Origin of the sequence: Catellatospora coxensis (assembly GCF_016862635.1) — a bacterium.
GTDB classification, from domain to species: Bacteria; Actinomycetota; Actinomycetes; order Mycobacteriales; family Micromonosporaceae; genus Catellatospora; species Catellatospora coxensis.
The window spans coordinates 1-22,670 of sequence record NZ_BONI01000028.1 but is presented as its reverse complement, the minus strand read 5'-3'; the positions used below and the strand labels follow the sequence as shown (position 1 = coordinate 22,670).

Annotated in this window: 24 protein-coding genes; 9 read left to right on the top strand and 15 right to left on the bottom strand. The window is 70.6% G+C overall.

Annotated features, from left to right (window positions below; translation table 11 throughout):
• Position 1 precedes the first annotated feature (1 nt).
• Positions 2–235 carry an exodeoxyribonuclease VII small subunit gene (locus Cco03nite_RS17740; protein WP_203693225.1) on the bottom strand — a complete coding sequence of 78 codons (234 nt, stop codon included), beginning with the start codon at positions 233–235 and terminating at the stop codon, positions 2–4.
• Positions 232–1,470 carry an exodeoxyribonuclease VII large subunit gene (gene xseA, locus Cco03nite_RS17735; protein ID WP_239167455.1) on the bottom strand — a complete coding sequence of 413 codons (1,239 nt, stop codon included), beginning with the start codon at positions 1,468–1,470 and terminating at the stop codon, positions 232–234. The genes Cco03nite_RS17740 and xseA overlap by 4 nt, the downstream gene beginning before the upstream one ends.
• Positions 1,471–1,480: 10 nt before the next feature.
• Between xseA and Cco03nite_RS17730 the strand changes: the two genes are divergently transcribed.
• A complete protein-coding gene (locus Cco03nite_RS17730) occupies positions 1,481–2,473 on the top strand; it encodes a 4-hydroxy-3-methylbut-2-enyl diphosphate reductase (RefSeq protein WP_373311682.1) in 993 nt (330 codons plus the stop codon).
• A gap of 124 nt (positions 2,474–2,597) precedes the next feature.
• On the opposite strand, the gene Cco03nite_RS17725 is transcribed toward Cco03nite_RS17730, so the two are convergent.
• From Cco03nite_RS17725 to Cco03nite_RS17705, 5 genes are all read right to left on the bottom strand, one after another.
• The gene (locus tag Cco03nite_RS17725; RefSeq protein ID WP_203693223.1) at positions 2,598–3,830 is read right to left on the bottom strand and encodes a SigE family RNA polymerase sigma factor; all 1,233 of its coding nucleotides are present in this window, start codon (positions 3,828–3,830) and stop codon (positions 2,598–2,600) included.
• A gap of 179 nt (positions 3,831–4,009) precedes the next feature.
• Positions 4,010–5,455, bottom strand: a complete 1,446-nt coding sequence (locus Cco03nite_RS17720; RefSeq protein WP_203693222.1) for a S10 family peptidase — start codon at positions 5,453–5,455, stop codon at positions 4,010–4,012.
• 29 nt (positions 5,456–5,484) lie between these two features.
• A complete protein-coding gene (locus Cco03nite_RS42890) occupies positions 5,485–6,036 on the bottom strand; it encodes a winged helix-turn-helix domain-containing protein (RefSeq protein WP_203693221.1) in 552 nt (183 codons plus the stop codon).
• Positions 6,037–6,209: 173 nt separating this feature from the next.
• A complete protein-coding gene (locus tag Cco03nite_RS17710) occupies positions 6,210–6,659 on the bottom strand; it encodes a methylated-DNA--[protein]-cysteine S-methyltransferase (RefSeq protein WP_203693220.1) in 450 nt (149 codons plus the stop codon).
• On the bottom strand, positions 6,656–8,161 hold the full coding sequence (locus Cco03nite_RS17705; RefSeq protein WP_203693219.1) for an AlkA N-terminal domain-containing protein: 1,506 nt from the start codon (positions 8,159–8,161) through the stop codon (positions 6,656–6,658). The genes Cco03nite_RS17710 and Cco03nite_RS17705 overlap by 4 nt, the downstream gene beginning before the upstream one ends.
• A gap of 347 nt (positions 8,162–8,508) precedes the next feature.
• Between Cco03nite_RS17705 and ychF the strand changes: the two genes are divergently transcribed.
• Together ychF and Cco03nite_RS17695 are read left to right on the top strand one after the other, a co-directional pair.
• On the top strand, positions 8,509–9,594 hold the full coding sequence (gene ychF / locus Cco03nite_RS17700) for a redox-regulated ATPase YchF (protein WP_203693218.1): 1,086 nt from the start codon (positions 8,509–8,511) through the stop codon (positions 9,592–9,594).
• A 66-nt stretch (positions 9,595–9,660) separates the two neighbouring features.
• On the top strand, positions 9,661–10,014 hold the full coding sequence (locus tag Cco03nite_RS17695; protein WP_203693217.1) for a hypothetical protein: 354 nt from the start codon (positions 9,661–9,663) through the stop codon (positions 10,012–10,014).
• A 22-nt stretch (positions 10,015–10,036) separates the two neighbouring features.
• Here the strand turns inward: Cco03nite_RS17695 and Cco03nite_RS17690 are convergent, their stop codons facing one another.
• A complete protein-coding gene (locus Cco03nite_RS17690) occupies positions 10,037–10,714 on the bottom strand; it encodes a hypothetical protein (protein WP_203693216.1) in 678 nt (225 codons plus the stop codon).
• 120 nt (positions 10,715–10,834) lie between these two features.
• On the opposite strand from Cco03nite_RS17690, the gene Cco03nite_RS17685 reads away from it, so the two are divergent.
• Positions 10,835–11,335, top strand: coding sequence for a YfbM family protein (locus tag Cco03nite_RS17685; RefSeq protein ID WP_203693215.1), 501 nt, complete (start codon positions 10,835–10,837; stop codon positions 11,333–11,335).
• A gap of 14 nt (positions 11,336–11,349) precedes the next feature.
• On the opposite strand, the gene Cco03nite_RS17680 is transcribed toward Cco03nite_RS17685, so the two are convergent.
• The 3 genes from Cco03nite_RS17680 to Cco03nite_RS42435 form a co-directional block, all read right to left on the bottom strand.
• Complete coding sequence (locus Cco03nite_RS17680) at positions 11,350–11,652, bottom strand: hypothetical protein (protein ID WP_203693214.1); 303 nt, start codon at positions 11,650–11,652, stop codon at positions 11,350–11,352.
• Between the two features lie 332 nt (positions 11,653–11,984).
• On the bottom strand, positions 11,985–12,437 hold the full coding sequence (locus Cco03nite_RS17675; protein ID WP_203693213.1) for a GNAT family N-acetyltransferase: 453 nt from the start codon (positions 12,435–12,437) through the stop codon (positions 11,985–11,987).
• A gap of 4 nt (positions 12,438–12,441) precedes the next feature.
• Complete coding sequence (locus tag Cco03nite_RS42435; RefSeq protein WP_239167454.1) at positions 12,442–12,933, bottom strand: 4a-hydroxytetrahydrobiopterin dehydratase; 492 nt, start codon at positions 12,931–12,933, stop codon at positions 12,442–12,444.
• A gap of 30 nt (positions 12,934–12,963) precedes the next feature.
• On the opposite strand from Cco03nite_RS42435, the gene Cco03nite_RS17665 reads away from it, so the two are divergent.
• The 5 genes from Cco03nite_RS17665 (at position 12,964) to Cco03nite_RS17645 (ending at position 17,511) form a co-directional block, all read left to right on the top strand.
• Entirely contained in the window at positions 12,964–13,377 is a 414-nt protein-coding gene (locus Cco03nite_RS17665; RefSeq protein WP_239167453.1) for a (deoxy)nucleoside triphosphate pyrophosphohydrolase, read from the top strand.
• Positions 13,378–13,469: 92 nt separating this feature from the next.
• Positions 13,470–14,471, top strand: a complete 1,002-nt coding sequence (locus Cco03nite_RS17660) for a FecCD family ABC transporter permease (protein ID WP_203693212.1) — start codon at positions 13,470–13,472, stop codon at positions 14,469–14,471.
• A 106-nt stretch (positions 14,472–14,577) separates the two neighbouring features.
• Positions 14,578–15,582 carry a FecCD family ABC transporter permease gene (locus tag Cco03nite_RS17655; RefSeq protein WP_203693211.1) on the top strand — a complete coding sequence of 335 codons (1,005 nt, stop codon included), beginning with the start codon at positions 14,578–14,580 and terminating at the stop codon, positions 15,580–15,582.
• Positions 15,579–16,415, top strand: coding sequence for an ABC transporter ATP-binding protein (locus tag Cco03nite_RS17650; protein ID WP_203693210.1), 837 nt, complete (start codon positions 15,579–15,581; stop codon positions 16,413–16,415). Before Cco03nite_RS17655 ends, Cco03nite_RS17650 begins: the two co-directional genes overlap by 4 nt.
• Positions 16,416–16,575: 160 nt before the next feature.
• Positions 16,576–17,511 carry an ABC transporter substrate-binding protein gene (locus Cco03nite_RS17645; RefSeq protein ID WP_203693209.1) on the top strand — a complete coding sequence of 312 codons (936 nt, stop codon included), beginning with the start codon at positions 16,576–16,578 and terminating at the stop codon, positions 17,509–17,511.
• Between the two features lie 112 nt (positions 17,512–17,623).
• Here the strand turns inward: Cco03nite_RS17645 and Cco03nite_RS17640 are convergent, their stop codons facing one another.
• The 4 genes from Cco03nite_RS17640 to sdhC all read right to left on the bottom strand — a co-directional run bounded on the left by Cco03nite_RS17640 (position 17,624) and on the right by sdhC (position 22,464).
• Positions 17,624–18,406: a type IV toxin-antitoxin system AbiEi family antitoxin gene (locus Cco03nite_RS17640; protein WP_239167452.1), complete on the bottom strand. Its 783-nt coding sequence runs from the start codon at positions 18,404–18,406 to the stop codon at positions 17,624–17,626.
• 285 nt (positions 18,407–18,691) lie between these two features.
• A complete protein-coding gene (locus tag Cco03nite_RS17635; protein WP_203693207.1) occupies positions 18,692–19,687 on the bottom strand; it encodes a succinate dehydrogenase/fumarate reductase iron-sulfur subunit in 996 nt (331 codons plus the stop codon).
• Between the two features lie 67 nt (positions 19,688–19,754).
• A complete protein-coding gene (locus Cco03nite_RS17630) occupies positions 19,755–21,638 on the bottom strand; it encodes a fumarate reductase/succinate dehydrogenase flavoprotein subunit (protein ID WP_203693206.1) in 1,884 nt (627 codons plus the stop codon).
• A gap of 19 nt (positions 21,639–21,657) precedes the next feature.
• Positions 21,658–22,464 (bottom strand): succinate dehydrogenase subunit SdhC, encoded by an 807-nt coding sequence (gene sdhC / locus Cco03nite_RS17625; RefSeq protein WP_203693205.1) that lies wholly within the window; start codon positions 22,462–22,464, stop codon positions 21,658–21,660.
• Positions 22,465–22,670 lie beyond the last annotated feature (206 nt).

Below are 22,670 nucleotides of genomic sequence, written 5' to 3'. Positions count from 1 at the left end.
GTCAGGAGGAGGCGGCGTCGAGTTTGGCCTTGGCGCCGTCGAGCCAGCGCTGGCAGACGGCGGCCAGGTGCTCGCCGCGTTCCCAGAGGGCCAGGGACTCCTCCAGGGTGCCGCCGCCGGACTCCAGCTTCTGTACCACCTCGGCCAGCTCACCCCGAGCCTGCTCGTAGGACAGCTTCTCCTCGGCGACGCCGCCGCCACTGCCCTTGTCCTCGGCCCCGGTGCGCTTGCTCATGCCTTCTCCTCGCTTCGCTCGTCGGTGGTCGTGGTGACGGTGCTGGTCAGTTCGCCCTTGGCGAGGCGGACGCGGAGGGTGTCGCCGGACGTGACTTCGGACGCGGCACGGACGACGTGGCCGTCGGCGCGCTGGACGATGGCGTACCCCCTGGTCAGGGTGGCGGCGGGGGACAGCGCCCGGAGTCGGGCCAGGGTGTGCGTGAGGTCGCCCTCGGCCCGGTGCACGCGGTGGGTCAGCGCCCGCGCCGCGCGATCGCGCAGCGCGGCGACGTCGGTCGCCCGAGTCTCGATCATCTGGTACGGCTTCGCCAGCGCCGGCCTGCTGCGCAGGCTGTCGAGACGCTGCTGCTCGCGCTCGACCCGGTGCCGCATCGCCCGGTTGACCCGCCCCCGGGCCTGCTCGATCAGGCGAATCTCGTCACCCAGATCGGGCACCACCCGCTTGGCCGCGTCCGTCGGCGTCGACGCGCGTACGTCGGCCACCCAGTCGACCAGCGGAGTGTCCGGTTCGTGCCCGATCGCGGAGATAACCGGCGTACGGCAGGCGAACACCGCCCGGCACAGCGCCTCGTCACTGAACGGGAGCAGGTCCTCGACCGCGCCGCCGCCGCGGGCCATGATGATCACGTCCACGCTCTCGTCGTTGTCCAGCGACTGCAGCGCCCCGATGATCGACGGGACCGCGGTCGGCCCCTGCACGGTGACGTTGACCACTCGGAAGTCCACGGCCGGCCAGCGGCGGCGCGCGTTGGTGAGCACGTCCCGCTCGGCGGCGCTGGCCCGTGCCGTGATCAGGCCGATCCGGCGGGGCAGGAACGGCAGCCGCCGCTTGCGCCGCGGGTCGAACAGGCCCTCGGCGTGCAGCAGCTTCTTCAGCTGCTCCAGGCGGGCCAGCAGCTCGCCCACGCCGACCTGGCGGATCTCGTCGGCGCGCAGGCTCAGCGTGCCGCGCTGGGCGAACCACTCGGGTTTCGCGTGTACGACCACCCGCGCACCCTCGTCGAGCTGCGGCGCTCCGCTGTCGAGCACGTCGCGGCTGGCGGTGACGGTCAGGCTCAGGTCGGCCGACGGGTCACGCAGGGTGAGGAAGACCGTGGCCGACCCGGGCCGCCGGGAGAGCTGCGCCACCTGCCCGTCGACCCAGATCCAGCCGAGTCGCCCGATCCAGGCGCTGATCTTCTGGCTGACCACTCTTACGGGCCACGGCTGCTCCGCCGAGCTCTGCTCCGTCACAGGGCTCACCATAGGCCGACGGTACGATGGTCGGGTGATCGAGACTCCTCGCAAGCGTGTCCTGCTGGCCAAGCCCCGTGGTTACTGTGCCGGCGTGGACCGCGCCGTGCAGACCGTGGAGGAGGCGCTGAAGCTCTACGGCGCCCCCATCTACGTGCGCAAGGAGATCGTGCACAACAAGCACGTGGTCACCACGCTGCAGGCCAAGGGCGCGATCTTCGTCGAGGAGAACGAGGAGGTCCCCGAGGGCTCCACCGTGATCTTCTCGGCGCACGGCGTCGCCCCGGTGGTGCACGACCAGGCCCGTGAGCGCAATCTCAAGGCGATCGACGCCACCTGCCCGCTGGTGACCAAGGTCCACCACGAGGCGAAGCGGTTCGCGGCGGAGGACTACGACATCCTGCTCATCGGCCACGAGGGCCACGAGGAGGTCATCGGCACCTCCGGCGAGGCCCCCGAGCACATCCAGCTCGTGGACGGCCCCGAGGGCGTGGACGCGGTGACGGTGCGCGACCCGAGCAAGGTCGTCTGGCTGTCGCAGACCACGCTCAGCGTCGACGAGACCATGGAGACCGTGGCCAAGCTCAAGGAGAAGCTGCCGCTGCTGCAGTCGCCGCCCAGCGACGACATCTGCTACGCGACGCAGAACCGCCAGCAGGTGATGAAGCAGATCGCCCCCGACTGCGACGTGATCCTGGTGGTCGGCTCGCGCAACTCGTCGAACTCGGTCCGCATGGTCGAGGTCGCCGTGAACGCGGGCGCGCGCCAGGGCCACCTGATCGACTTCGCCCACGAGATCGACCCCGCCTGGCTCGCGGACGCGACCACGGTCGGCCTCTCCTCCGGCGCGAGCGTGCCCGAGGAGCTGGTCACCGAGGTGCTGGCCCGCCTGGCCGAACTCGGTTTCGCCGATGTCGAGGAGGTCGTCACGGTCCAGGAGCGCCTGACCTTCTCCCTGCCGCAGGAACTCAAGCGCGACATGAAGGCCGCCGCCGCCTCCTGACCCGAACAAAGAAGGGCACCTTCTACAACGCTCCGCGTTGTAGAAGGTGCCCTTCTTAACTTCGTGACGCCAGGAGTAGGCGTTTCCGCCCGTGGCCGGGATGATCGCGGCGGGAGGGAGTCGGTCAGCAGGGGCTCGCGCCGTGGTCCAGCTTGTTGCCGCCGAAGGCGGCGTCCTGGTCGGCGACCTGGATGTCGTCGGGGAAGCTGACCGCGTTGACGCCGTAGTACCAGGCTCCGCCGCAGGGGGCGAACGCGATCGTGGTGGACCAGGTCGGCGCGTCCTTGTTCAGGTTCTGCGTGCCCGACCCGGCCCGGTGCAGCACACCGTCCTCGCCCAGCGTGTAGCTGGCCCACCACACCGCCCGCTGGGTGCCGCAGAACTCCAGCTTCCCGCCGACCGCCTCGGCGGTGAACTCCAGGGCACCGCCGGAGTCGGGCCCGGTGGCGGTGACGTTGACCGACACCTGGCAGGGCGGCGACGGCGAGGGGGTGGGGGACTTGGTCGGGCTGGCCGGCGGGTTGCCCGGACGCGGTGAGGTGCCTGGCCGGGTCGGGCTGGGGGTCGGCCTGCCCGGGGAGGCACCGGGCTGGGCACTCGGCGGGGCGGTCGGCGGGGCGGTCGTGCCGCTCGGGGTCGGCAGCGGTTCCTCTGTCGCGGACGGTTCGGGCCAGGCGAGCTCCGGGGTGGCGCTCGCGGAGACCTCCGGCGCGGCGCTGCCTCCGGCCGGTTCCGCAGCCCACTTCGTCACGCCGACGACCCCTGCCACCAGCAGGGCCACCGCCCCGAGGGCCACCAGGGAGCCCTTACGGCGTGAGCGGCGCGTCGGGGCGAGAGAGTGCGAGCGCGCCCGTTTCGGCGGCTCAGCGTCCATGCGCGCACGCGGCACCGTGATCTCCCAGCCGGTGCACAGCTGTGCGAACAGGGTGGCCGGATCGTGCCCGGGCAGTGCGGTGGCCAGGTATTCCAGCGCCTCGTCCCACTGCGCGGCGGGGATCGCGGTCGCGCCGAGCGCGACGTACTCGTGCGAGGGCACCTCGGCCAGCAGCAGCACCACGGTCCGGCGGGTGGACGGGGGAAGCTCGGCCAGCGCGGCGACCATCGCGGGAGCGGACTCGTCGCCACCGGGCCGGGACGTGCCGAGCCACCGCTCGTCGACGCGCTGCCAGGCCTCCTGGCGGGACCAGCGGACCGGGTCCTCCTGCCGTTCCAGCCTGGTCCAGCGGCTGCCCGCCAGGCTGAAGACCTCCTGGGCGATCTCGCCGGCGGCCCCGCGGTCGCCGGTGAACGCGTAGATCTCGGCGGCGATCCGGGGCTGCCAGATCTGCTGGAACTCGCGGAAATCTGACGACGACACGAACGGCTCCTCATTAGGCACGGCGCACAGAGCCTAGATGCGATCGCCCTCCCGCGGCAGACCAGGAGTGAGATTTGTTCGCCCGCCGGCGGGTCCGCCGCCCGGGGCCGGCGCGGTGACATCACGGGTCCGATGTGCCGTCCGCGATCACCGTCGCCGGCCGCGCCAGGGCGGTGGCGTCATGCCGTGACGAACTCCGCCAGGTGCCGCGCCTGGGCCAGGCGGCTCGGCTCGTGCACGTACATCATGTGGCCGGCCTCGTAGTACCGGAACTCGATGTTGCCGCGCAGCGCGGCGGGGATCTCCAGGTGCGCGAAGGTGTGCTCGGAGGCGTAGTAGGGGGTCGCGCCGTCGTGGTAGCCGCAGGCCACCTGCACCCGCAGGTGCGGGTTGGCGCGCATCGCCGCGGCCAGCTTGTCGGCCACGTTGACGTGCTGCCCCTCGAACTCCTTGAACGACCACGGCTGCACGTCGCCGGTGAGCGTCTTGTACGGCAGATCGTTGCGGTACCCCAGGTCGGAGCGCAGGTACTGGTTGATCGCCGCGGTGTACGGCCCCATGATCGCGTCCAGGGACGGGTCACTGGACCAGTGCTCGCGCCCGTAGTCGGCGTCCCAGCCCAGGAACCGCCCGTCCAGCCGACCCACCGTGCGCCGCCGCGAGCGCAGCAGCTCCGTGAAGAAGCGCACGTGCTCGGGCCGCAGGTTCACCCGGTCCACGTAGTCGGGGTCCAGGCCGGTCAGCCGGGCCAGCGTGCCGACCGCCGCGGTCCGCTCCGCCTCCGACAGCCGCGCGCCCCGGGCCAGCGCCCACGGGTAGGACCGGTCGGCGAACTCCTCCGCCTCGGCCAGCACCTCGCGCAGCGGCCGGTCGCCGTGCAGCCCGTGGTAGTGCGCGATCGCCGCATACGTCGGCAGGAACAGCGGGTACGCCCCGTCGTGGTGCGGGTGGAACTCCAGCGTGCCGATGTTGAGCACGCTCGACACCAGCATCAGCCCGTTGAGCCACATGCCGTGCCGGTCCTGCAGGTGGTGGGCCAGGGCCGCGGCGCGCAGCGTGCCGTACGACTCCCCGCACAGGAACTTCGGCGAGCCCCAGCGCCCGTGCCGGGACGTCCACAGCCGGATCAGCTCGCCGACGCTGTCCACGTCGCCGCTGAACCCGTGGTGCTCCTTGCTCTTGCCGCCCTTGACCGCCCGCGAGTACCCGGTCGACACCGGGTCGATGAAGACGAGGTCGGAGTGGCGCAGCAGGGTCTCGGCGTTGTCGGCCAGCCCGTACGGCGGGGCGGTCAGCGCGCCCGCGTCACCCATCACCACCCGGCGCGGCCCGAGCAGCCCCAGGTGCAGCCACACGCTGGACGACCCGGGGCCGCCGTTGAAGGCGAACGTCACCGGCCTGGTGGCCGCGTCGGCGCCGTCCAGCGTGTACGCGACCACGAACATCTCGGCCTTGGCCTGGTGCCCGTCGAACGCGTCGTCGGTGTGCGACTCGGCGCGCACCACGAGCCGGCCCGCGGTGGCGGTGTAGCGGAGCCCGGCGACCTCGTGGTGGGTGACGCTGAGGTCGTCGGCGGGCTCGACGTCCGGGGTGGGAGCGCCGTTGTTCTTCTGCTCGTCTGCCATGGCGACAGACCCTACTGCGGTTGATCGCGTCAGGCGGTGCGCCGCAGCCCGATGCCCCTGCCCGGCTCCAGCCGGTAGCCGAAGCCGTGCACCGTGGCCAGCGCCGCGCCGTGCTCGCCGAGCTTGGCGCGCAACCGGCGCACATGCACGTCCACGGTGCGCTCGCCGCTGAACTCGTGCCCCCAGACCGCCCGCATCAGTTGCAGCCGGGTGAACGCCGCGCCGGTGTGGCGTACCAGGAAGAACAGCAGCTCGAACTCGCGGCGGGTGAACCGCACCGGCTCGCCGTGGATGGTGACGGTGCGGCTGGTCGTGTCGATCAGCACCGGGTTCTCGGGGCTGGGCAGCGCGGGCGGCTCGGGTGCGGCGAGCTCGCCGTCCCAGACCGTGTCGCGCAGCGGTTCCGCGTCGGCCAGCGCGTGCACCAGGCGGGTCGCGGTCGTCGCCGCGTCGGGGCCGGTCAGCTTGAGGGTCAGCGTGACCGTGAGCGGTTCGTCGCCGTCCGCCGGGATGGCGGCGGAGCGGTGGACGATCGGCACCGCCACGTCGGTGTACGCGGGCTCGGTGAGCAGGACTGTCATCTCGGAACTCCTGGTCGTTGCGGGTCGGGTGGGCAGGTGTGCGAATGCCCGGCGACATCGGAACGTTCGCGGCACGGGACCCTCCACGAGCGACTCAGCAATTACCTGGACAGCGTAACTCGATAACTCCTATCGGGCTAGTAGGAAATACATGACTCCGCGTGAGCCCGGTCTCAGCGCCGCGCCGACTCGTGCTTCAGCAGCCACCGCTTGACGTCCAGCCCCCACCGGTAGCCGCCGAGCGTGCCGTCGGCGCGCAGCACCCGGTGGCAGGGCACGATCAGCGCGACCTGGTTGCGGGCGCAGCCCTGCGCCGCCGCGCGCACCGCCGCCGGGCGGCCGGTCAGCTCGGCCAGCCGGGTGTACGACACCGGCTCGTCCAGCGTGCGCAACAGATCCCAGCACTGCTCCAGGTACGCCGTGCCGTGCTGGTTCACCTCGATGCCGGCCAGGGCCGCCAGGTCGCCGCCGAAGTAGGCCTCGACCGCCTCGACCGCCCCGGACGGCACCTCGCCCGGCTCCGCCCAGCCCTCGGGCAGGGTGTCGCCGAAGACGGCGGCCGTGACCGCCACCCCGTCCCCGGTCATCGTGAACGGGCCGGCCGGTGTCTCGATCGTGATCATGCTGCTCTCCAGAGTCGGATCTGTGCGTACGAGCGCCACGGCCGCCAGCGTTCGGCGTGCCGGGCGAGGTCGTCGGGGTCGTCGGGCAGGCCGAGCGCCTTCGCGCCGCGACGGGTGCCCAGGTCGGTGGTCAGCAGGACGTCCGGATCGCCCAGCGCGCGCAGCGCGATGTAGTCGGCGGTCCACGGGCCCACCCCGGGCAGCGCCAGCAGCGCCTCCCTGGTCGCGGCCCGATCACTGCCCGCGTCCAGGCGCAGCCCGTCGCGCACCGCCTCGGCGACCGCGCGCAGGGTGCGCCGTCGCGACGCGGGCATCGAGAACGCCTCGTCGGGCAGCGCGAGCAGCTGCTCCGGCGTGGGGAAGAACCTCGTGGGCAGGTCGGGCCGGTCGGCTCGGCCCTGGTCGTCCGGCGGCAGGAGCCGGGTCAGCACGGTACGCGCGCCCGCCACGCTGATCTGCTGCCCCACCACGGCCCGCACCGCCATCTCGAACCCGTCCACGCTGCGCGGCAGCCGCACCCCGGGCTCGGCCGCGACGGCTCCGGCCAGCGCGGGATCACCGGCCAGCACCGAGTCCACCGCGTCGGGGTCGGCGTCCAGATCCAGCAGCCGACGGCATCGCGCCACTGCCGGCGTCAGGTCCCGCATGTCCGACAACCGCAGCTCGGCCTCGATGAACCCGGCCCTCGTCCCCGCGCCGAGCGCCCCATCCGGGTCGGTGGGTTCGCGGTCTGCGGCACCGCGCGCTGCGCCGAGGCTCCCGGCCGCGCCGGTGTTCGCCGCCCAGAGGGTGACCGTCGCGGGACCGTGGGGCAGGCGCATCGACCGGGTGTAGCGGCCGTCGGCGTGGCTGTCCACGCCGGTGATCGTGCGCGCGCCGAGGAAGCCGAACAGCGCCTCCGTGTGCAACGGCGCGCGGTAACTCAGCCGCAACGACACCACCCCGTCGACCGGCGTGCCCTCGCGCCGCAGCGTGGAGGGTGCGCAGCCGTACACCTCGCGGAAGGTGTCGTTGAACTGCCGGATGCTGCCGAACCCAGCGGCGAACGCGATCTCCGACAGCCCGAGCCCGGTCTTCGTGATCAGCGTCTTCGCGGTCTGCGCCCGCTGCGTCCGTGCCAGCGCCAGCGGCCCCGCCCCCAGCTCCTCCGTGAGCAGCCGGTTCAGATGCCGCTCGGTATACCCCAGCCGGGACGCCAGCTCCGGCACACCGCCCCGGTCCACGACACCGTCCCCGATGAGCCGCACCGCCCGCGCCGTCACGTCGGCCCGGTTGTCCCACTGCGGCGAGCCCGGCACCGAATCCGGCGCACACCGCCGGCAGGCCCGAAACCCGTTCCGAGCGGCGGCAGCCGCGCTGGGGAAGTACTTCACGTTCTCCGCTTTGGGTGTCCGGGCCGGGCACGACGGCCGACAGTAGATCCCCGTCGACGTCACCCCGAACCAGAACCGGCCGTCAAACCGCCCGTCCCGACTGCTCACCGCCCGGTAATAGCTCTCCACGCCTCCACCCTGCCTGTCGGCACCGCCGACCTGCTAGCGGAAATCGGACCTCACCTCGGCTCCTTGCCCACCCGAAGCCCACGATCCGCGCCGACGAACGCGAAGATCCGTTTTTGTGGACGCTGGACGTCCCTATGGCAGCGTCCAGCGTCCACAAAAACGGATCAACGTGCAGATCTGCCGCCAAGGCCGGCTGAATAGCGACTTATATCCGGTTCGTTCTCCGGGCCGTGGGCACCGTCGCGGGCAGCCTGCCGCACTCCTTGCTCGCGTGGGCAGGGCGACTGCGGTCACTGCGCGGGGCGCGGACGGGAGCCGGATCGGGCGGGTCAGTAAGATTTGCTGTCGTGAGCCTCAGCATCGGTATCGTCGGCCTGCCCAACGTCGGCAAGAGCACCCTGTTCAACGCGCTGACCCGCAACAACGTGCTCGCGGCGAACTACCCGTTCGCCACGATCGAGCCGAACGTCGGCGTCGTCGGGCTGCCCGACCAGCGGCTGGACAAGCTCGCCGAGCTCTACGGCTCGCAGCGCATCCTGCCCGCGCCGGTGAGCTTCACCGACATCGCGGGCCTGGTCAAGGGCGCCTCGAAGGGCCAGGGCAAGGGCAACGCGTTCCTCGCCAACATCCGCGACTGCGACGCCATCTGCCAGGTCGTACGCGCCTTCAGCGACCCGAACGTGGTGCACGTCGACGGCAAGGTCTCGCCGAGTGACGACATCGAGACCATCAACACCGAGCTGATGCTCGCCGACCTGCAGACCATCGAGAAGGCGCTGCCGCGGCTCGAGAAGGAGGCCAAGGTCCGCAAGGACCGAGCCGGGATCGTCGCCGCCGCCAAGGCCGCCCACGCCGTGCTCGACGGCGGCACCACGCTGTTCGCCGGCGCCGCCAAGGCCGGCATCGACCTCGCCGAGCTGCGCGAGCTGCACCTGATGACCGCGAAGCCGTTCCTGTACGTCTTCAACGTCGACGAGGCCGAGCTGCACAACAACGAGTTCCTCGACGAGCTGCGGGCCCTGGTCGCCCCGGCCGAGGCCGTGTTCATGGACGCGAAGATCGAGTCCGAGCTGATCGACCTGTCCCCGGAGGACGCGGCCGAGATGCTGGAGTCCATCGGGCAGTCCGAGCCGGGCCTCAACCAGCTGATCCGGGTCGGATTCGGCACGCTCGGCCTGCAGACGTACCTCACCGCGGGCCCGAAGGAGGCGCGCGCCTGGACCATCCCGGTCGGCGCGACCGCCCCCGAGGCCGCCGGGGTCATCCACACCGACTTCCAGCGCGGCTTCATCAAGGCCGAGATCGTGGCGTACGACGACCTGATGGCGGCCGGCTCCATGTCCGCGGCGAAGGCGGCCGGCAAGGTCCGCATGGAGGGCAAGGAGTACGTCATGTCCGACGGCGACGTGGTGGAGTTCAGGTTCAACGTCTAGTTCCGGTCCGGCTCCTGCCTGGCTCGATCCGCGTTCTCAGCGGAGCGCGGCAGGTCACAATGCCTTGTGGGAACCGGGCAGGAGTCAGCGGACCGGGCACGCTATGCGCGCGACCGGGATTGGATCGCGTATGCGCTCCATGAGCTTCCCGCCGGGGTGCTCTGGGGCGCCGACGGGGCGACGCCGGCGCAGTGCGCGGAGATGCTGGACGGCTTGGACGAGTTCGCCGATGTCTGCCGGCGCCTCGGCCTGAACGACCACACCGAGTTCATCGAGGAATGCCGCTGGCATTTCGAGCATTACCCGCATTTCCTCGGTCGGCGACGGCACTTCGTGGATTACGCCACCTACATCCGCGATCGGCATGGACCGGCGCGTGTCGAACCACCGCCGCCTCCGGGCTGGTCACGCCGTCGGTGATCCCGCACCCCGGCCGAGTCGATCAGCCGTTGCTCAAGACCTGCGAGGGACCCGGAGCATCGGACGTATCCACCAGGCAACGGTCGTACGGGTGTGCCGGCTGCAACGTCTCGGGGTCGAAGTCGACCACGCCGACGCCCCCGTCGTCGGACCACAGTGTGACCTGGGCTGGTCCGGTGAAGGCGAGACGTCCGAGCAGCACCTCGGGGCTGTCCATGGTGCCGTTGCCGAAGCAGGCGATCTCGGGGGACTCGCGGCTCAGCAGACCTTCCCGCGAGCGCAGTCGCAGCACCTGAAATGTCGTGATAAACCCCTCGCTCTGGCCCACGACCTCGAACCTTCCGTCGGGCGAGGCGGCGAGGGTCTCCACGGGTCCGGAGCGAAACATCGGCTCCATGTAGACATACCCTCCCCAAGCGCACAGCCCGACCACACCGACCAGCGAGGGAAGCACCACCACCGTGGTCCGCGCCCACTGCGACCTGAACCTGAGCAGACGTGCGCCCACGACGAACAGCGCCCCGGCGACGAACAGCAGGCCCAGTGAGATCACACCGCCGTATTCCTGCTGCACCAGGTAGGGGCTGTACCCGAGGACGCCGAGCGACAGGACCGTCGACACCAGCGCCACGAACCACATGACACAGAACCAGATCAGTGACTTCCTGCTGTTCCGGACGTTCCCGGCCTCGTCGACCATCGCGTCAGCCTGCCACAGCTCGACGCTGCGCAGTGACCCGTCCAGGCGCGCAACAGAGGTAGGCCAAGGCTGCTTGAGCGGGTGGTGCTCTGTCATGCCCGCCGTGCAGGATGTCGGGCCATGAGCATGATTACGGACTACCTGCGGCTGCGTCCGACCGAGTTGACCGAACTGCGGCGGCGCCTGACCGAGGAACCGAACGCGGCCTACTCGTACGTGGCCGACCTGGGCGACGGTGGCGAGGACGACGGCGGGGCGGCGCGCGGCGTGGACACCGACAAGGCGTGGGCCGGCCTGCAGTTCCTGCTGGCGAAGCTGAACCCGCCGGTCGACGTCATCGCGGGCGGCGAGCCGATGACCGACGACGAGTGGGGTTACGACTCACCGCGACTGCTCACCGCCGCCCAGGTGGCCGAGGCGGCCCGGTTCTTCGAGGTCACCCCGTTCTCATCAGTCGCCGCGCAGTACCACCCGGCGGAGCTGACCTCGGCCGAGGTGTACCCGGACATCTGGGCGGAGGACTGGGCGCTGTCATACCTGGAGGACGCCTACGACGACGTGGCGACTCTGTTCCGTGCGGCTGCCGCCGATCACGAAGCAGTCCTCGTGTGGATGTCCTGACCAGGTCATCTCGATCAGGATGCGACCTGGGTGAATCCGAGTCTCCGCAGGGCCGTGCCGATGCGCGACTCGTGAGCCGCGTCGACGTGAATCCGGACGACGGTCGGCGCTTCCGGATGACTGGGTTCGGCCGGTTCGCCCATGTCATCGTTTCGCTGGATGATGACCTCGCCCCATGGCGGCGTGGCCCGAAGATAACGGTCGCCGAGAAAAAGGCTTTCGCGTTCGGCGAAATCGAGGCCGAGCTGGCGGCCGATCGCGGTTGCCGATGCCTTCGGATCGGCCGTGCCGACGAAGTTGATCTCGGTCTCCGGCATGACGTCACCCTATGCCGTGGGGCGAAGAAAGTTGCCCGAGAAAGCCGTATGCCATGACTGGTGCTGGCCGGAGATGGAGAGACCGGGCGCTGCGCGAGATGGCGGACTCATCGTCGCCCGGTCCCTCCGGCCCGGCCGTGCCCATGGGAGATGGGCCAGGAGTCCTGGTCAGGCGATCGAGTGTGGGACGAACGGCCCTATCGGCGAGTACGTCGGCAGCAAGATCGTGTAGCCGCACCCGGCACTGGCAAGCGAGTCCATGTGGTGGCGGCCCGGCGAGCGTTTCCCTTTGGACCGCGCCCGCCACCCCTGGCGAGGACGCGGCAGCCGGGTCAGCCCGGGTTGTTGCGCAGGACGTAGCGCAGGAAGCCGCTGTGCGGGGTGTACCGGTCGTAGAGCGCCCGCGCCCGGTAGTTGTTCTCCCTGGTCTGCCAGTACAGGGTCGCCCAGCCGTGTGCTCGGGTCTGCCCCCACAGCCAGTCGATCAGCGCCGCCCCGCAGCCGCGGGCACGGGCCGCCGGGTCGACGTACAGGTCCTGCAGGTAGCAGGACGGGGTGAGGGCGGACGTGTTCTCGTGCAGCAGGTAGTTCGCGATCCCGATGACGGTCCCGTCGGACTCCGCGACCACGGCGTACACCGGGACGCCGTCGTCCAGGACGCGTGCCCACAGGTGCCGGGTGATCGTCTCGTCGGGCTCGCGCTCGTAGAAGCGGGTGTACGCGTCCCAGAGCTCGCGCCAGCGGCTCTCGTCGGCAGGCGTGGCCGGCCGGACGATGATGTTCACCGCGCTACGGGTTCAGGGACTGGTAGGCGGCCTCGACGCGGGCTGCCATGCCGATCTCGGCGGAGGTGAGCGCACCGTTGTCACCGGCGCAGAGCTGGATCTGGGTGCGGCCGTCGAGGCGGCGGATGTGGGGGCGTACGCCGAAGGTGTCCGCGGCGACCGAGATGTGCTCGGTCAGCATCGCGTGTTCGGTGTCGTCGAGGGGAAGGGTGCGCTTGAGGCAGTCGCCTTCGTGGACCCAGCCGGTGAGTTGGGAGAGTGCGTCGCTGATGTAGTCGCGTCGTCGGCCCCGTTTCCAGACCGCACCCATCCGCACCTCCGATACCTCCCACGCGGCGATATCGGCTTGTGGCCGAATCTTGTCCGCACCGACACTTCGGTGAGACCTATCCTGCCTGGTATCGCGGCGCGTGTCCACGCGAACAAAACCGACTTCCTGCACTTCACGGGACGGTGTGTGCAGCGCGGACTCGCTCGGTGACACCGCGTTCACCATGAAGCCGGTTTGTCTGGCACGCTGTCCGCCGTGCCTAACTTCTCCTCCGAGATCCGAATCATCGTCGGTGCTGCCATCATCGCCGACGGGCGCGTGCTGGCCTGTGAGCGTTCCGAACCGGCCGAGGTGGCCGGACGGTGGGAGTTTCCTGGCGGAAAGGTGGAGCCGGGTGAAACGGAGCACGACGCGCTCGTCCGCGAGTGCGAGGAGGAGCTGGGCGTGACCGTCGAGGTCGGCGAGCGGGTCGGCCAGGACGTGCTGCTCGGCCACGGCCGCGCGGTGCTCAAGGTGTACACGGCGCGGCTGGTCGAGGGCGTGCCGCAGCTGATCGAGCACGCCGAGTTCCGCTGGCTGGCCGCGCACGAGCTGCACACCGTGCCGTGGCTGCCCGCCGACGCACCGATCGTCGCGGCCCTGCCGAAGTTCATGGGAGATGGGGCGTAGCTCACGCCACCTCGACAATTAAGGCCTGCCTTACCTAAGCTCCGTTTCCGTTGGCTGAACCCCTACGAAGCGGGCGGCCGGGGAGGCTCGTGGTGCACGGTGCGGTGAGGCGCGGCGGTGTCGTCGTGCTCGGCGTGCTCGTGCTGCTGGCCGCGGTCGCGGCGAGCCTGACCGTCGGCAGCCGGCACGTCCCCCTGGCCGAGGCGCTCGACGCGCTGCTGCACCCGGCACCGACCGAGGCCGCGCTGATCGTCCGTGAGCTGCGGGTGCCGCGTACCCTCGTCGGGCTCGAGGTGGGCGCGGCGCTGGCGCTGGCCGGCGTGATCATGCAGGCGCTGACCCGCAACCCGCTCGCCGAGGCCCGGGTCCTGGGCATCTCCGCAGGCGCGGCGACCGGTGTCGTCATCGCGATCGCGTTCGCCGGGGCCGCGAGCCTCGCCTCCTGGATCTGGTTCGGGCTGGCCGGGGCCGCGGTCGCCGGGGCGCTGGTGTTCATCGTGGCCGCCCGCACCCGGGACGGCTCCGGCCCGGTGAGCCTCGCGCTGTCCGGCGCAGCGATCGACGCCGGGCTCGGCGCGCTCATCTACGGCATCCTCAGCATCGACGCCGCCACCTTCGAGCAGTACCGCTTCTGGGTCGTCGGCTCCATCGCCGGGCGTACCTCCGCCATGGCCGCGCAGGTGACGCCGTTCCTGCTGGTCGGGCTGGTGCTCGCGGTGGTCGCGGCGCGCGGCCTGGACGCGCTGGCGCTGGGCGACGACGTCGCCCGCGGCCTGGGCCACCGCATTCAGCGGGTACGGCTGGCCGCCGCCGTCGCCGCGATCGTGCTCACCGGGGCGGCCGTCGCGCTGGCCGGGCCGATCGCGTTCGTCGGCCTCGCCGTGCCGCACCTGGCCCGCGCGCTGGTCGGCACCGCGCACCGCTGGGTGCTGCCGCTGTCGGCGCTGCTCGGCGCGGCCCTGGTGCTGTTCGCGGACGTGCTGGGCCGAGTCATCACGCCGCCCGGCGAGGTCCCCGCGGGTGTGGTCACGGCCTTGGTCGGCGCGCCCGTGCTGCTGTGGCTGGTCCGCCGGGCGAAGGTAGTGACCGCGTGATCGTCGGTCGGTTCCGCGAGCCTCGTGCCGCCCTGCCGGGTGGTGCCCGCGTGATCGTCTCCGTCGGTTCCGCGAGCCCGGTGCCGTCCTGCCCGGTGGTGCCCGCATGATCGTCTCTGTCGGGCCGGCGAGCTTCGTGCTGCCGCGCCGCACCCTGCTGGTCACGCTGGGGCTCGGCGCCGTGCTGGTGGCCGCGATGATCGCCGCGGTCAGCCTCGGCACGATGACCGTGCCGCCGGGTGACGTGGTGCGCTCCCTGCTGACCGGCGGCACCGACTACGACCTGGTGGTACGCGAGCTGCGCTGGCCGCGTGTGGTGCTCGGGGCGGCCTGCGGGGCGGCGTTCGGGCTGGGCGGCGCGCTGATCCAGTCCGTGGCCCGCAACCCCCTGTCCAGCCCCGACGTCATCGGCGTGACTCAGGGCGCGGGCCTGGCCGCCACCATCGCGCTGACCTCCGGCATGGCGTACCAGCTGATCGCCCCCGCGGCCATGGCGGGCGGCCTGCTCGCCGCGGTCGTGGTGTTCGCCTTCGGCGCGCGCACCGGGTTCGCGGCGAACCGGTTCGTGCTGGCCGGGGTCGCCGTCGCGTTCGCGCTGCGGGCCGGCATCGAGGTCGTGATGTCGTCGGCGGAGACCATCGACGCGCTGCGCGCCCAGATCTGGCTCATCGGCTCACTCAACGGCCGCGGCTACGAGGAGGCCGGCGCGCTCGGCCTGGTGCTGCTGCTCGCCCTGCCGCTGCTGCTGTGGGCGGCACGGGCACTGCGGACCAGCGCCCTGGACGACGACACCGCCCGCGCCCTCGGGGCCCGTCCGGCCGCCCGCCGGGTCGCGGTCGGGGCGCTCGGCGTGGTGCTCGCCGCGGCGGCGACCGCGCAGGTCGGCGCGGTGGACTTCGTCGCGCTGGTCGCGCCGCAGGTCGCCCGGCGGCTGTCCCGGGCCGAACGCCCGCCGCTGGCCGCGTCCGCGCTGGCCGGTGCGGCGCTGGTCGTCGCGGCCGACCTCGCGGCCCGGCTGCTGCTCGCCCCGACCCAGCTGCCCGTCGGCGTGCTCACCGCCGGCATCGGCGGCCCCTACCTGGTCTACCTGCTCATCAGGAGGCGCCGATGAAGCCCGCCAGTGCACCTTCGACCGGTGTCGCCGAGACGAGCCCCGCACGGCGGGAGGCGGCGCTGAGGCTCGCCGGGCAGGATCTCGTCGTCGGGTACGACGACCGCACCGTGATCGACGGGCTGTCCGTGGACATCCCGAGCGGGCAGCTCACGGTCATCATCGGGCCGAACGCGTGCGGCAAGTCGACGCTGCTGAGGACCCTCGGCCGGCTGCTCAAGCCGCGGGGCGGCAGTGTGCTGCTCGACGGCGAACTGCTGCACGAGCTCCCGCCGCGCCGGGTCGCCCAGCGCCTCGGCGTGCTGCCGCAGTCGCCGCTGGTGCCCGAGGGCGTCACCGTCGCCGACCTGGTCGCCCGCGGCCGCCAGCCGCACCAGCGCTGGTGGCAGCAGTGGTCCCCGGCCGACCAGGAGGCCGTCCAGGCGGCGCTGGCCGACGCGGACATCACCGAACTCGCCGACCGCCCGGTCGAGGCGCTGTCGGGCGGCCAGCGCCAGCGCGTCTGGATCGCCATGGCCCTCGCCCAGCAGACCGAGGCGCTCCTGCTCGACGAGCCGACGACCTTCCTGGACGTCGCCCACCAGGTCGAGGTGCTCCGCCTGATGCGCCGCCTCCAGCAGGGCGGCCGCACGGTGGTGGCGGTCCTGCACGAGCTGAACCAGGCCGCCCGCTACGCCGACCACGTGATCGCCATGAAGCACGGCCGAATCGTCGCCTCAGGCCCACCCGCCGACGTCATCACCGCCCCCCTGATCACCGAAGTCTTCGCCCTCGCCTGCACCGTCATCCCCTGCCCCCTCACCGCCACCCCCCTCGTCATCCCCAACCCCTGACCACCCCGACGATCTTGCGCGAACTGTGGGTACGACACGCGCCAAGCGGACATCTCGCCAACAGTCCGCGCAAGATCGTCATGATCTCGGCGTGAGCCGGGAGGACTCCGTCGTGGAGCTAGCGGCGGGGTGTATTGAGATACAGGAAGGAAGTGGCGCTGTGAAGAGGCGTCTTGTTCTCGTGGCGGCCGTCGCCGCCGGGCTCGCGCTCGCGGGCTGCGGCTCCGCGAAGGAGAACGCCGGCGACGGCGCGGCCACCGTCGAGGTCACCCACGCGATGGGCACCACCAAGGTCCCGGCCGCACCGAAGCGCGTTGTCGTACTCGACACCGACAAGGTCGACACCGCACTCACGCTGGGCGTCAAGCCGGTCGGCGCGGCCCGCGCAGGGGAGCTCACCGGCTGGCCGACGTACTTCGGCGCCGGCGCGACCGACGGCATCAAGGAGGTCGGCGTGCTCGACGAGCCCGACCTCGAGGGCATCGCCGCGCTCAAGCCCGACCTGATCCTCGGCTCCAAGTTCCGCCAGGAGAAGTTCTACGCCGAACTCTCGAAGATCGCCCCCACCGTCTTCACCGAGAACGTCGGCAAGACCTGGAAGGCCAACTTCCTGCTCGACGGCACGGCGCTGGGCAAGGAACAGCAGGCCGAGGACCTCCTCGCGGCGTACGAGAAGCGCGCCAAGGAGGTCGGCGCAGCCATCCCCAACGCCGCCACCCTGAAGATCTCCCTGGTCCGCTTCATGCCCGATCACATCCGCATCTACGGCCCCGACTCCTTCTCCGGCATCGTCCTGGGCGACACCGGCCTCGCCCGCCCCGACCGCCAGCTGCTGTCCGCCAAGGACGACAAGCGCTTCGACAAGGTCAGCGCCGAACGCCTCACCGAGGTCGACGGCGACTTCATCTTCATCGCCGCCTACGGCGAGAAGTCCGCCGCCGAGCAGACGAAGATCACCGCCGGCCCCCTCTGGTCCACCCTGAGCGCAGTCAAGGCCGGCAAGACCCAGGTCGTAGCCGACGAAACCTGGATGACCGGCATCGGCATAACCGCCGCCAACAAAATCCTCGACGACCTAACCACCCACCTGAAGTAACCCCCCCCGCGCCCCCAAGATCGCGACGATCTTGCTTGGACTGTGGGTATGACACGGGTAAAGCGGTCATATCCTCAACAGTTCACGCAAGATCGTCGCGATCTTGCGTGGGTCAGGGGGTTAGGAGGGGGCGGAGGGTGGTGAGGATTCGGGTGGGGTGGCGGTAGAGGTCGGTGTCGGTGAAGTGGCGCATGCGCCAGCCTTGGGTGGCGAGCCAGTTGCCGCGGTGGCGGTCGTGGCGGATGCGGTCGCGGGTGAGGTGGGAGGAGCCGTCGTATTCGAGGCCGACCTTGCGTTCCTCGTAGCCCAGGTCGAGGCGGAAGTAGCCGACCTGTAACTGGGGTTCGGGGTGGGGGAGTCCGCCGTCGATGACGATAAGGCGGAGCTGGCTTTCCTGGCGGCACTCGGCGCGGGCGTCGGCAAGGGGGACCAGTTCGCGGGCCTGGCAGACGCCGGGGAGGCCGCCGTGGGTGATCAGCTCGGCCGTGAGCAGGTCCGGGGTGACGGCATCGGCGCGCAGTGCGGCGTCCAGGATCGGTAGGGCGTCGATGCGGCGTACGACGCGGGTCAGGGTCACCGCGACGCGTTCCGGCGGCAGCATTGGAACGCCGTGCAGCCACACCGGCGCGGGGAGCGGGAGGGCCGACTCGCCGGACCGCACTCCCGCAAGTCTCGGGTGAGGACTGCCCTGCGGCACCGTCACGTGGATCAGCGGCGAAGGCGACACCCCGAAGCCGTACCAACTCGCGGCGGTGGGTCCGGACAACCGAGCCCCCTCGGGGAGCAGCGCGAACAGCGCCTGCACCCGGCTGATCTCATCCGTGTCGAGCGCATAGACCCCCCGCCAGACCCGGCTCAGATCACCACGGCGACAAGCGGCTCGCACCGCCTCCACCGACACTCCCGCCGCCCCCAACTTCCGCAACGTCCCAGGCACAACCATGCCCCGCACATTGCGCCCACCCCACCCTCAACTCCACCGCCCACACCCCACCCCTGTGGACAACCCCCTCCTTGTGGACAACCCCCACCCACCCCGCCCCTGTGCTACAGCCCCCAAACCAAGATCGCGACGATCTTGCGTGAACTGTTGAGGATATGACCGCTTTGCGCGTGTCATACCCACAGTCCACGCAAGATCGTCGCGATCTTGTGCGTGGTGGGGCCGGGTCGGGCGGGGTTAGCGCTCGGGGTGGTAGTAGTTCAGGGAGTTCGGGTTTACCGGGAAGGTGATGTCGTCGCCGAAGGGGGAGGCCGCGGCCGCTCGGTCGGAGAGCATTTCGTTCAGGTTCACGTGGCCGGAGGGGTTTACCTCGGCGGGCTGGGGCGGCGTGAGCTCGCGGCCGAAGTCGACCGGGGCCTGGCCGTCGGCGACCGTCACGGGGCCGGCGTGCACGGTGGGGCCGGCGGGCGCGGTGGCGGCCAGCTGGTCACGGCGGAGAATTTTGCGTCCGAATACCACCAGCGGATCATAGCGGCGATCCACGACCCGTTCCTTCATGGGGATGATGGCGTTGTCGGTGATCTTGATGTGTTCGGGGCAGACCTCGGTGCAGCACTTGGTGATGTTGCAGTAGCCCAGGCCCTGGGACTGCTGCGCGATCTCCTTGCGGTCGTGGCGGGCGTCGAGCGGGTGCATGTCCAGCTCGGCGGCGCGGATGAACAGGCGCGGGCCGGAGAAGGCCGGCTTGTTCTCGTCGTGGTCGCGTACGACGTGGCAGGTGTTCTGGCACAGGAAGCACTCGATGCACTTGCGGAACTCCTGCGAGCGCTCCACGTCGATCTGCTGCATCCGGTACTCGCCGGGCGCCACGTCGGCGGGCGGCGCGAACGCGGGCATCTCCTGTGCCTTCTGGTAGTTGAAGGACACGTCGGTGACCAGGTCGCGGATGACCGGGAAGGTCCGTAGCGGGGTGACCGTGATGGTCTCGTCCTCCTCGAAGGTGGACATCCGGGTCATGCACCCGAGGCGGGGCATGCCGTTGATCTCCATCGAGCAGGACCCGCACTTGCCGGCCTTGCAGTTCCAGCGGCAGGCCAGGTCGGGTTCCTGGGTGGCCTGGAGCCGGTGGATGACGTCGAGCACGACCTCACCCTCGTTGACCTCGACCTTGTAGTCGTTGAGCTGGCCGCCCGCCGCGTCGCCGCGCCACACCTTGAATTGCCGGACGGTCATGCCCTCACCTCGCTGCGCTCGGCTCCGTCATGACGGGCGTTCGACATGATGAGTTCGCTCCGCTCACTCATGACAGCTCCTTGTCGGTCATGTACTTGGCCAGCTCGGACTTGTCGAACAGGGCGAGCAGGTCGGGGGTCATCGTGGGGATCGGCTGGTGGGTCAGGTCCACCTCGCCGGTGGGGGTGAGCGCGCAGACCAGGTTGACCTGACGCCACTTCGAGTCCATCTTCGGGAAGTCCTCGCGGGTGTGGCCGCCGCGCGACTCCTCGCGCTCCAGCGCCGCCTTCGCCGTGCACTCCGACACGACCAGCATGTTGCGCAGGTCGAGGGCGAGGTGCCAGCCCGGGTTGTAGCGGCGGCCGCCGGTCGCGCCGACCTTGCGGATGCGCTCCCTCAGCTCGGACAGGCGGGACAGCGACTCCTGCAGCTCGCCCTTGCGGCGGATGATGCCGACCAGGTCGCCCATGACGTCCTGAAGGTCACTCTGCAGGGTGTACGGGTTCTCGCCGCCGTCGCGGGCCAGCGGGGTCAGCGCCTCCTCGACCGCCACGGCGACCTGCTTGTCGTTCACCTTGGGCCGCTTGGCGAGGGTGTCGGTGTAGCTCGCCGCGTACTCGCCCGCGCGCTTGCCGAAGACCAGCAGGTCGGACAGGGAGTTGCCGCCGAGGCGGTTGGAGCCGTGCATGCCGCCGGACACCTCGCCGGCCGCGTAGAGGCCCAGCACGCCCGCGGACGCGGTGTCCGGGTCGACTTCGACGCCGCCCATCACGTAGTGGCAGGTCGGGCCGACCTCCATCGGCTGCGCGGTGATGTCGACGTCGGCCAGCTCCTTGAACTGGTGGTACATCGACGGCAGCTTTTTGAGGATCTCGGCGGCGGGGCGGCGCGAGGCGATGTCGAGGTAGACGCCGCCGGCCTTGGTGCCGCGACCGGCCTTGACCTCGGAGTTGATGGCGCGGGCCACCTCGTCGCGGGGCAGCAGCTCGGGGGGACGCCGGTTGTTGTCCGGGTCGGTGTACCAGCGGTCGGCCTCCTCGGGCGTCTCCGCGTACTGCTTGCGGAACACGTCCGGGACGTACTCGAACATGAAGCGCTTGCCCTCGGAGTTCTTGAGGATGCCGCCGTCGCCGCGGACCGACTCGGTGACCAGGATGCCCCGCACCGACGGCGGCCACACCATGCCGGTCGGGTGGAACTGCAGGAACTCCATGTTGATCAGCTTCGCCCCGGCCCGCAGGGCCAGCGCGTGGCCGTCACCGGTGTACTCCCACGAGTTCGAGGTGACCTTGTAGGAGCGGCCGACGCCGCCGGTGGCCAGCACCACGGCGGGTGCCTCGAACAGCACGAACTCGCCGGACTCGCGGTGGTAGCCGAACGCGCCGGCGATGCGCTTCTGGCCGCCGGTCTCGTCGAGCAGCAGCTCGGTGATGGTGCATTCGGCGAAGACCCGCAGGCGGGCGTCGTACGCGCCGTGCTGGGCCTTGTCCTCCTGCTGCAGCGAGACGATCTTCTGCTGCAGGGTGCGGATCAGCTCCAGGCCGGTGCGGTCGCCGACGTGGGCCAGGCGCGGGTACTCGTGGCCGCCGAAGTTGCGCTGCGAGATCTTGCCGTCCTTGGTCCGGTCGAAGAGCGCGCCGTACGTCTCCAGCTCCCAGATCCGCTCCGGCGCCTCCTTGGCGTGCAGCTCGGCCATCCGGTAGTTGTTGAGGAACTTGCCGCCGCGCATGGTGTCGCGGAAGTGGACCATCCAGTTGTCGTTCGGGTTGACGTTGCCCATCGCGGCGGCCGCGCCGCCCTCGGCCATGACCGTGTGGGCCTTGCCGAACAGCGACTTCGAGATGATGGCGACCTTCTTGCCGGCCAGCCGGGCCTCGATCGCGGCGCGCAGACCCGCGCCGCCGGCGCCGATCACGACGACGTCGTACCAGTGCTTCTCGATGTTGATCATTTGTGCCACCTATCCCGGCTCAGCCGATGAACCGCAGGTCGTTCCACCAGCCGGCGGCGAGACCCATGATGTAGAAGTCGGTGAGGGCCAGCGTCGCCAGCGTGATCCAGGCCAGGCCCATGTGCCGGGCGTTCAGCTTGGACACCCAGCCCCAGAGCGCGTAGCGCACCGGGTGCTTGGAGAAGTGCTTGAGGCGGCCGCCGATGATGTGCCGGCAGGAGTGGCAGGAGGCGGTGTACGCCCACAGCATGATCACGTTGATCCACAGGATCACGTTGCCCAGGCCGAACCCGAAGCCGGTCGGCGAGTGCATGGCCAGCACGGCGTCCCAGGTGTTGATGAGCGAGATCAGCACGGCGGCGTAGAAGGCGTACCGGTGCGCGTTCTGGAAGATCAGCGGGAAGCGGGTCTCGCCGGAGTACTTCTTGTGGCCGTCGGGCACCGCGCAGGCGGGCGGCGACAGCCAGAACGACCGGTAGTACGCCTTGCGGTAGTAGTAGCAGGTCAGCCGGAAGAGCAGCAGGAACGGCAGGGACAGCGCCGCGAACGGGATCAGCGGGTTGTCCGGGATGAACCGTCCGAACTCGGCGGCGGCCGGGTCGCAGCCCAGGGAGACGCAGGGGGAGTAGAACGGCGTCAGGTAGTGGTACGCGTCAATCCAGTACAGCTTCTGCATGAACACCCGGAAGGTCGCGTACGCGACCCAGGCGGTGAGGCCAATGACCGTCAGCACCGGTGCGAGCCACCAGCGGTCGGTGCGCAACGTCTTGGCCTCGATCGCGGCGCGCGGTTTCGCGCCGGCCGGCCTCGTTGCCGTCGTCGTCATCTTCGTCGCTCCCTGAGATACGCAGTCGTGGGAACACGTGCGTGGATCAATCACGGACACGTTACGCCGAAAGATGTCGATCATGTGACTCGGGACACTGTGATGTGTCGCATCGTTCCCTTGTCGAGGGTCGCCACCAGCGGTAATGCGGCAATCTGAGATCGTTCCGCCGCCTTTCGCACGACCGGGCGACGTCGCTCGTGCGT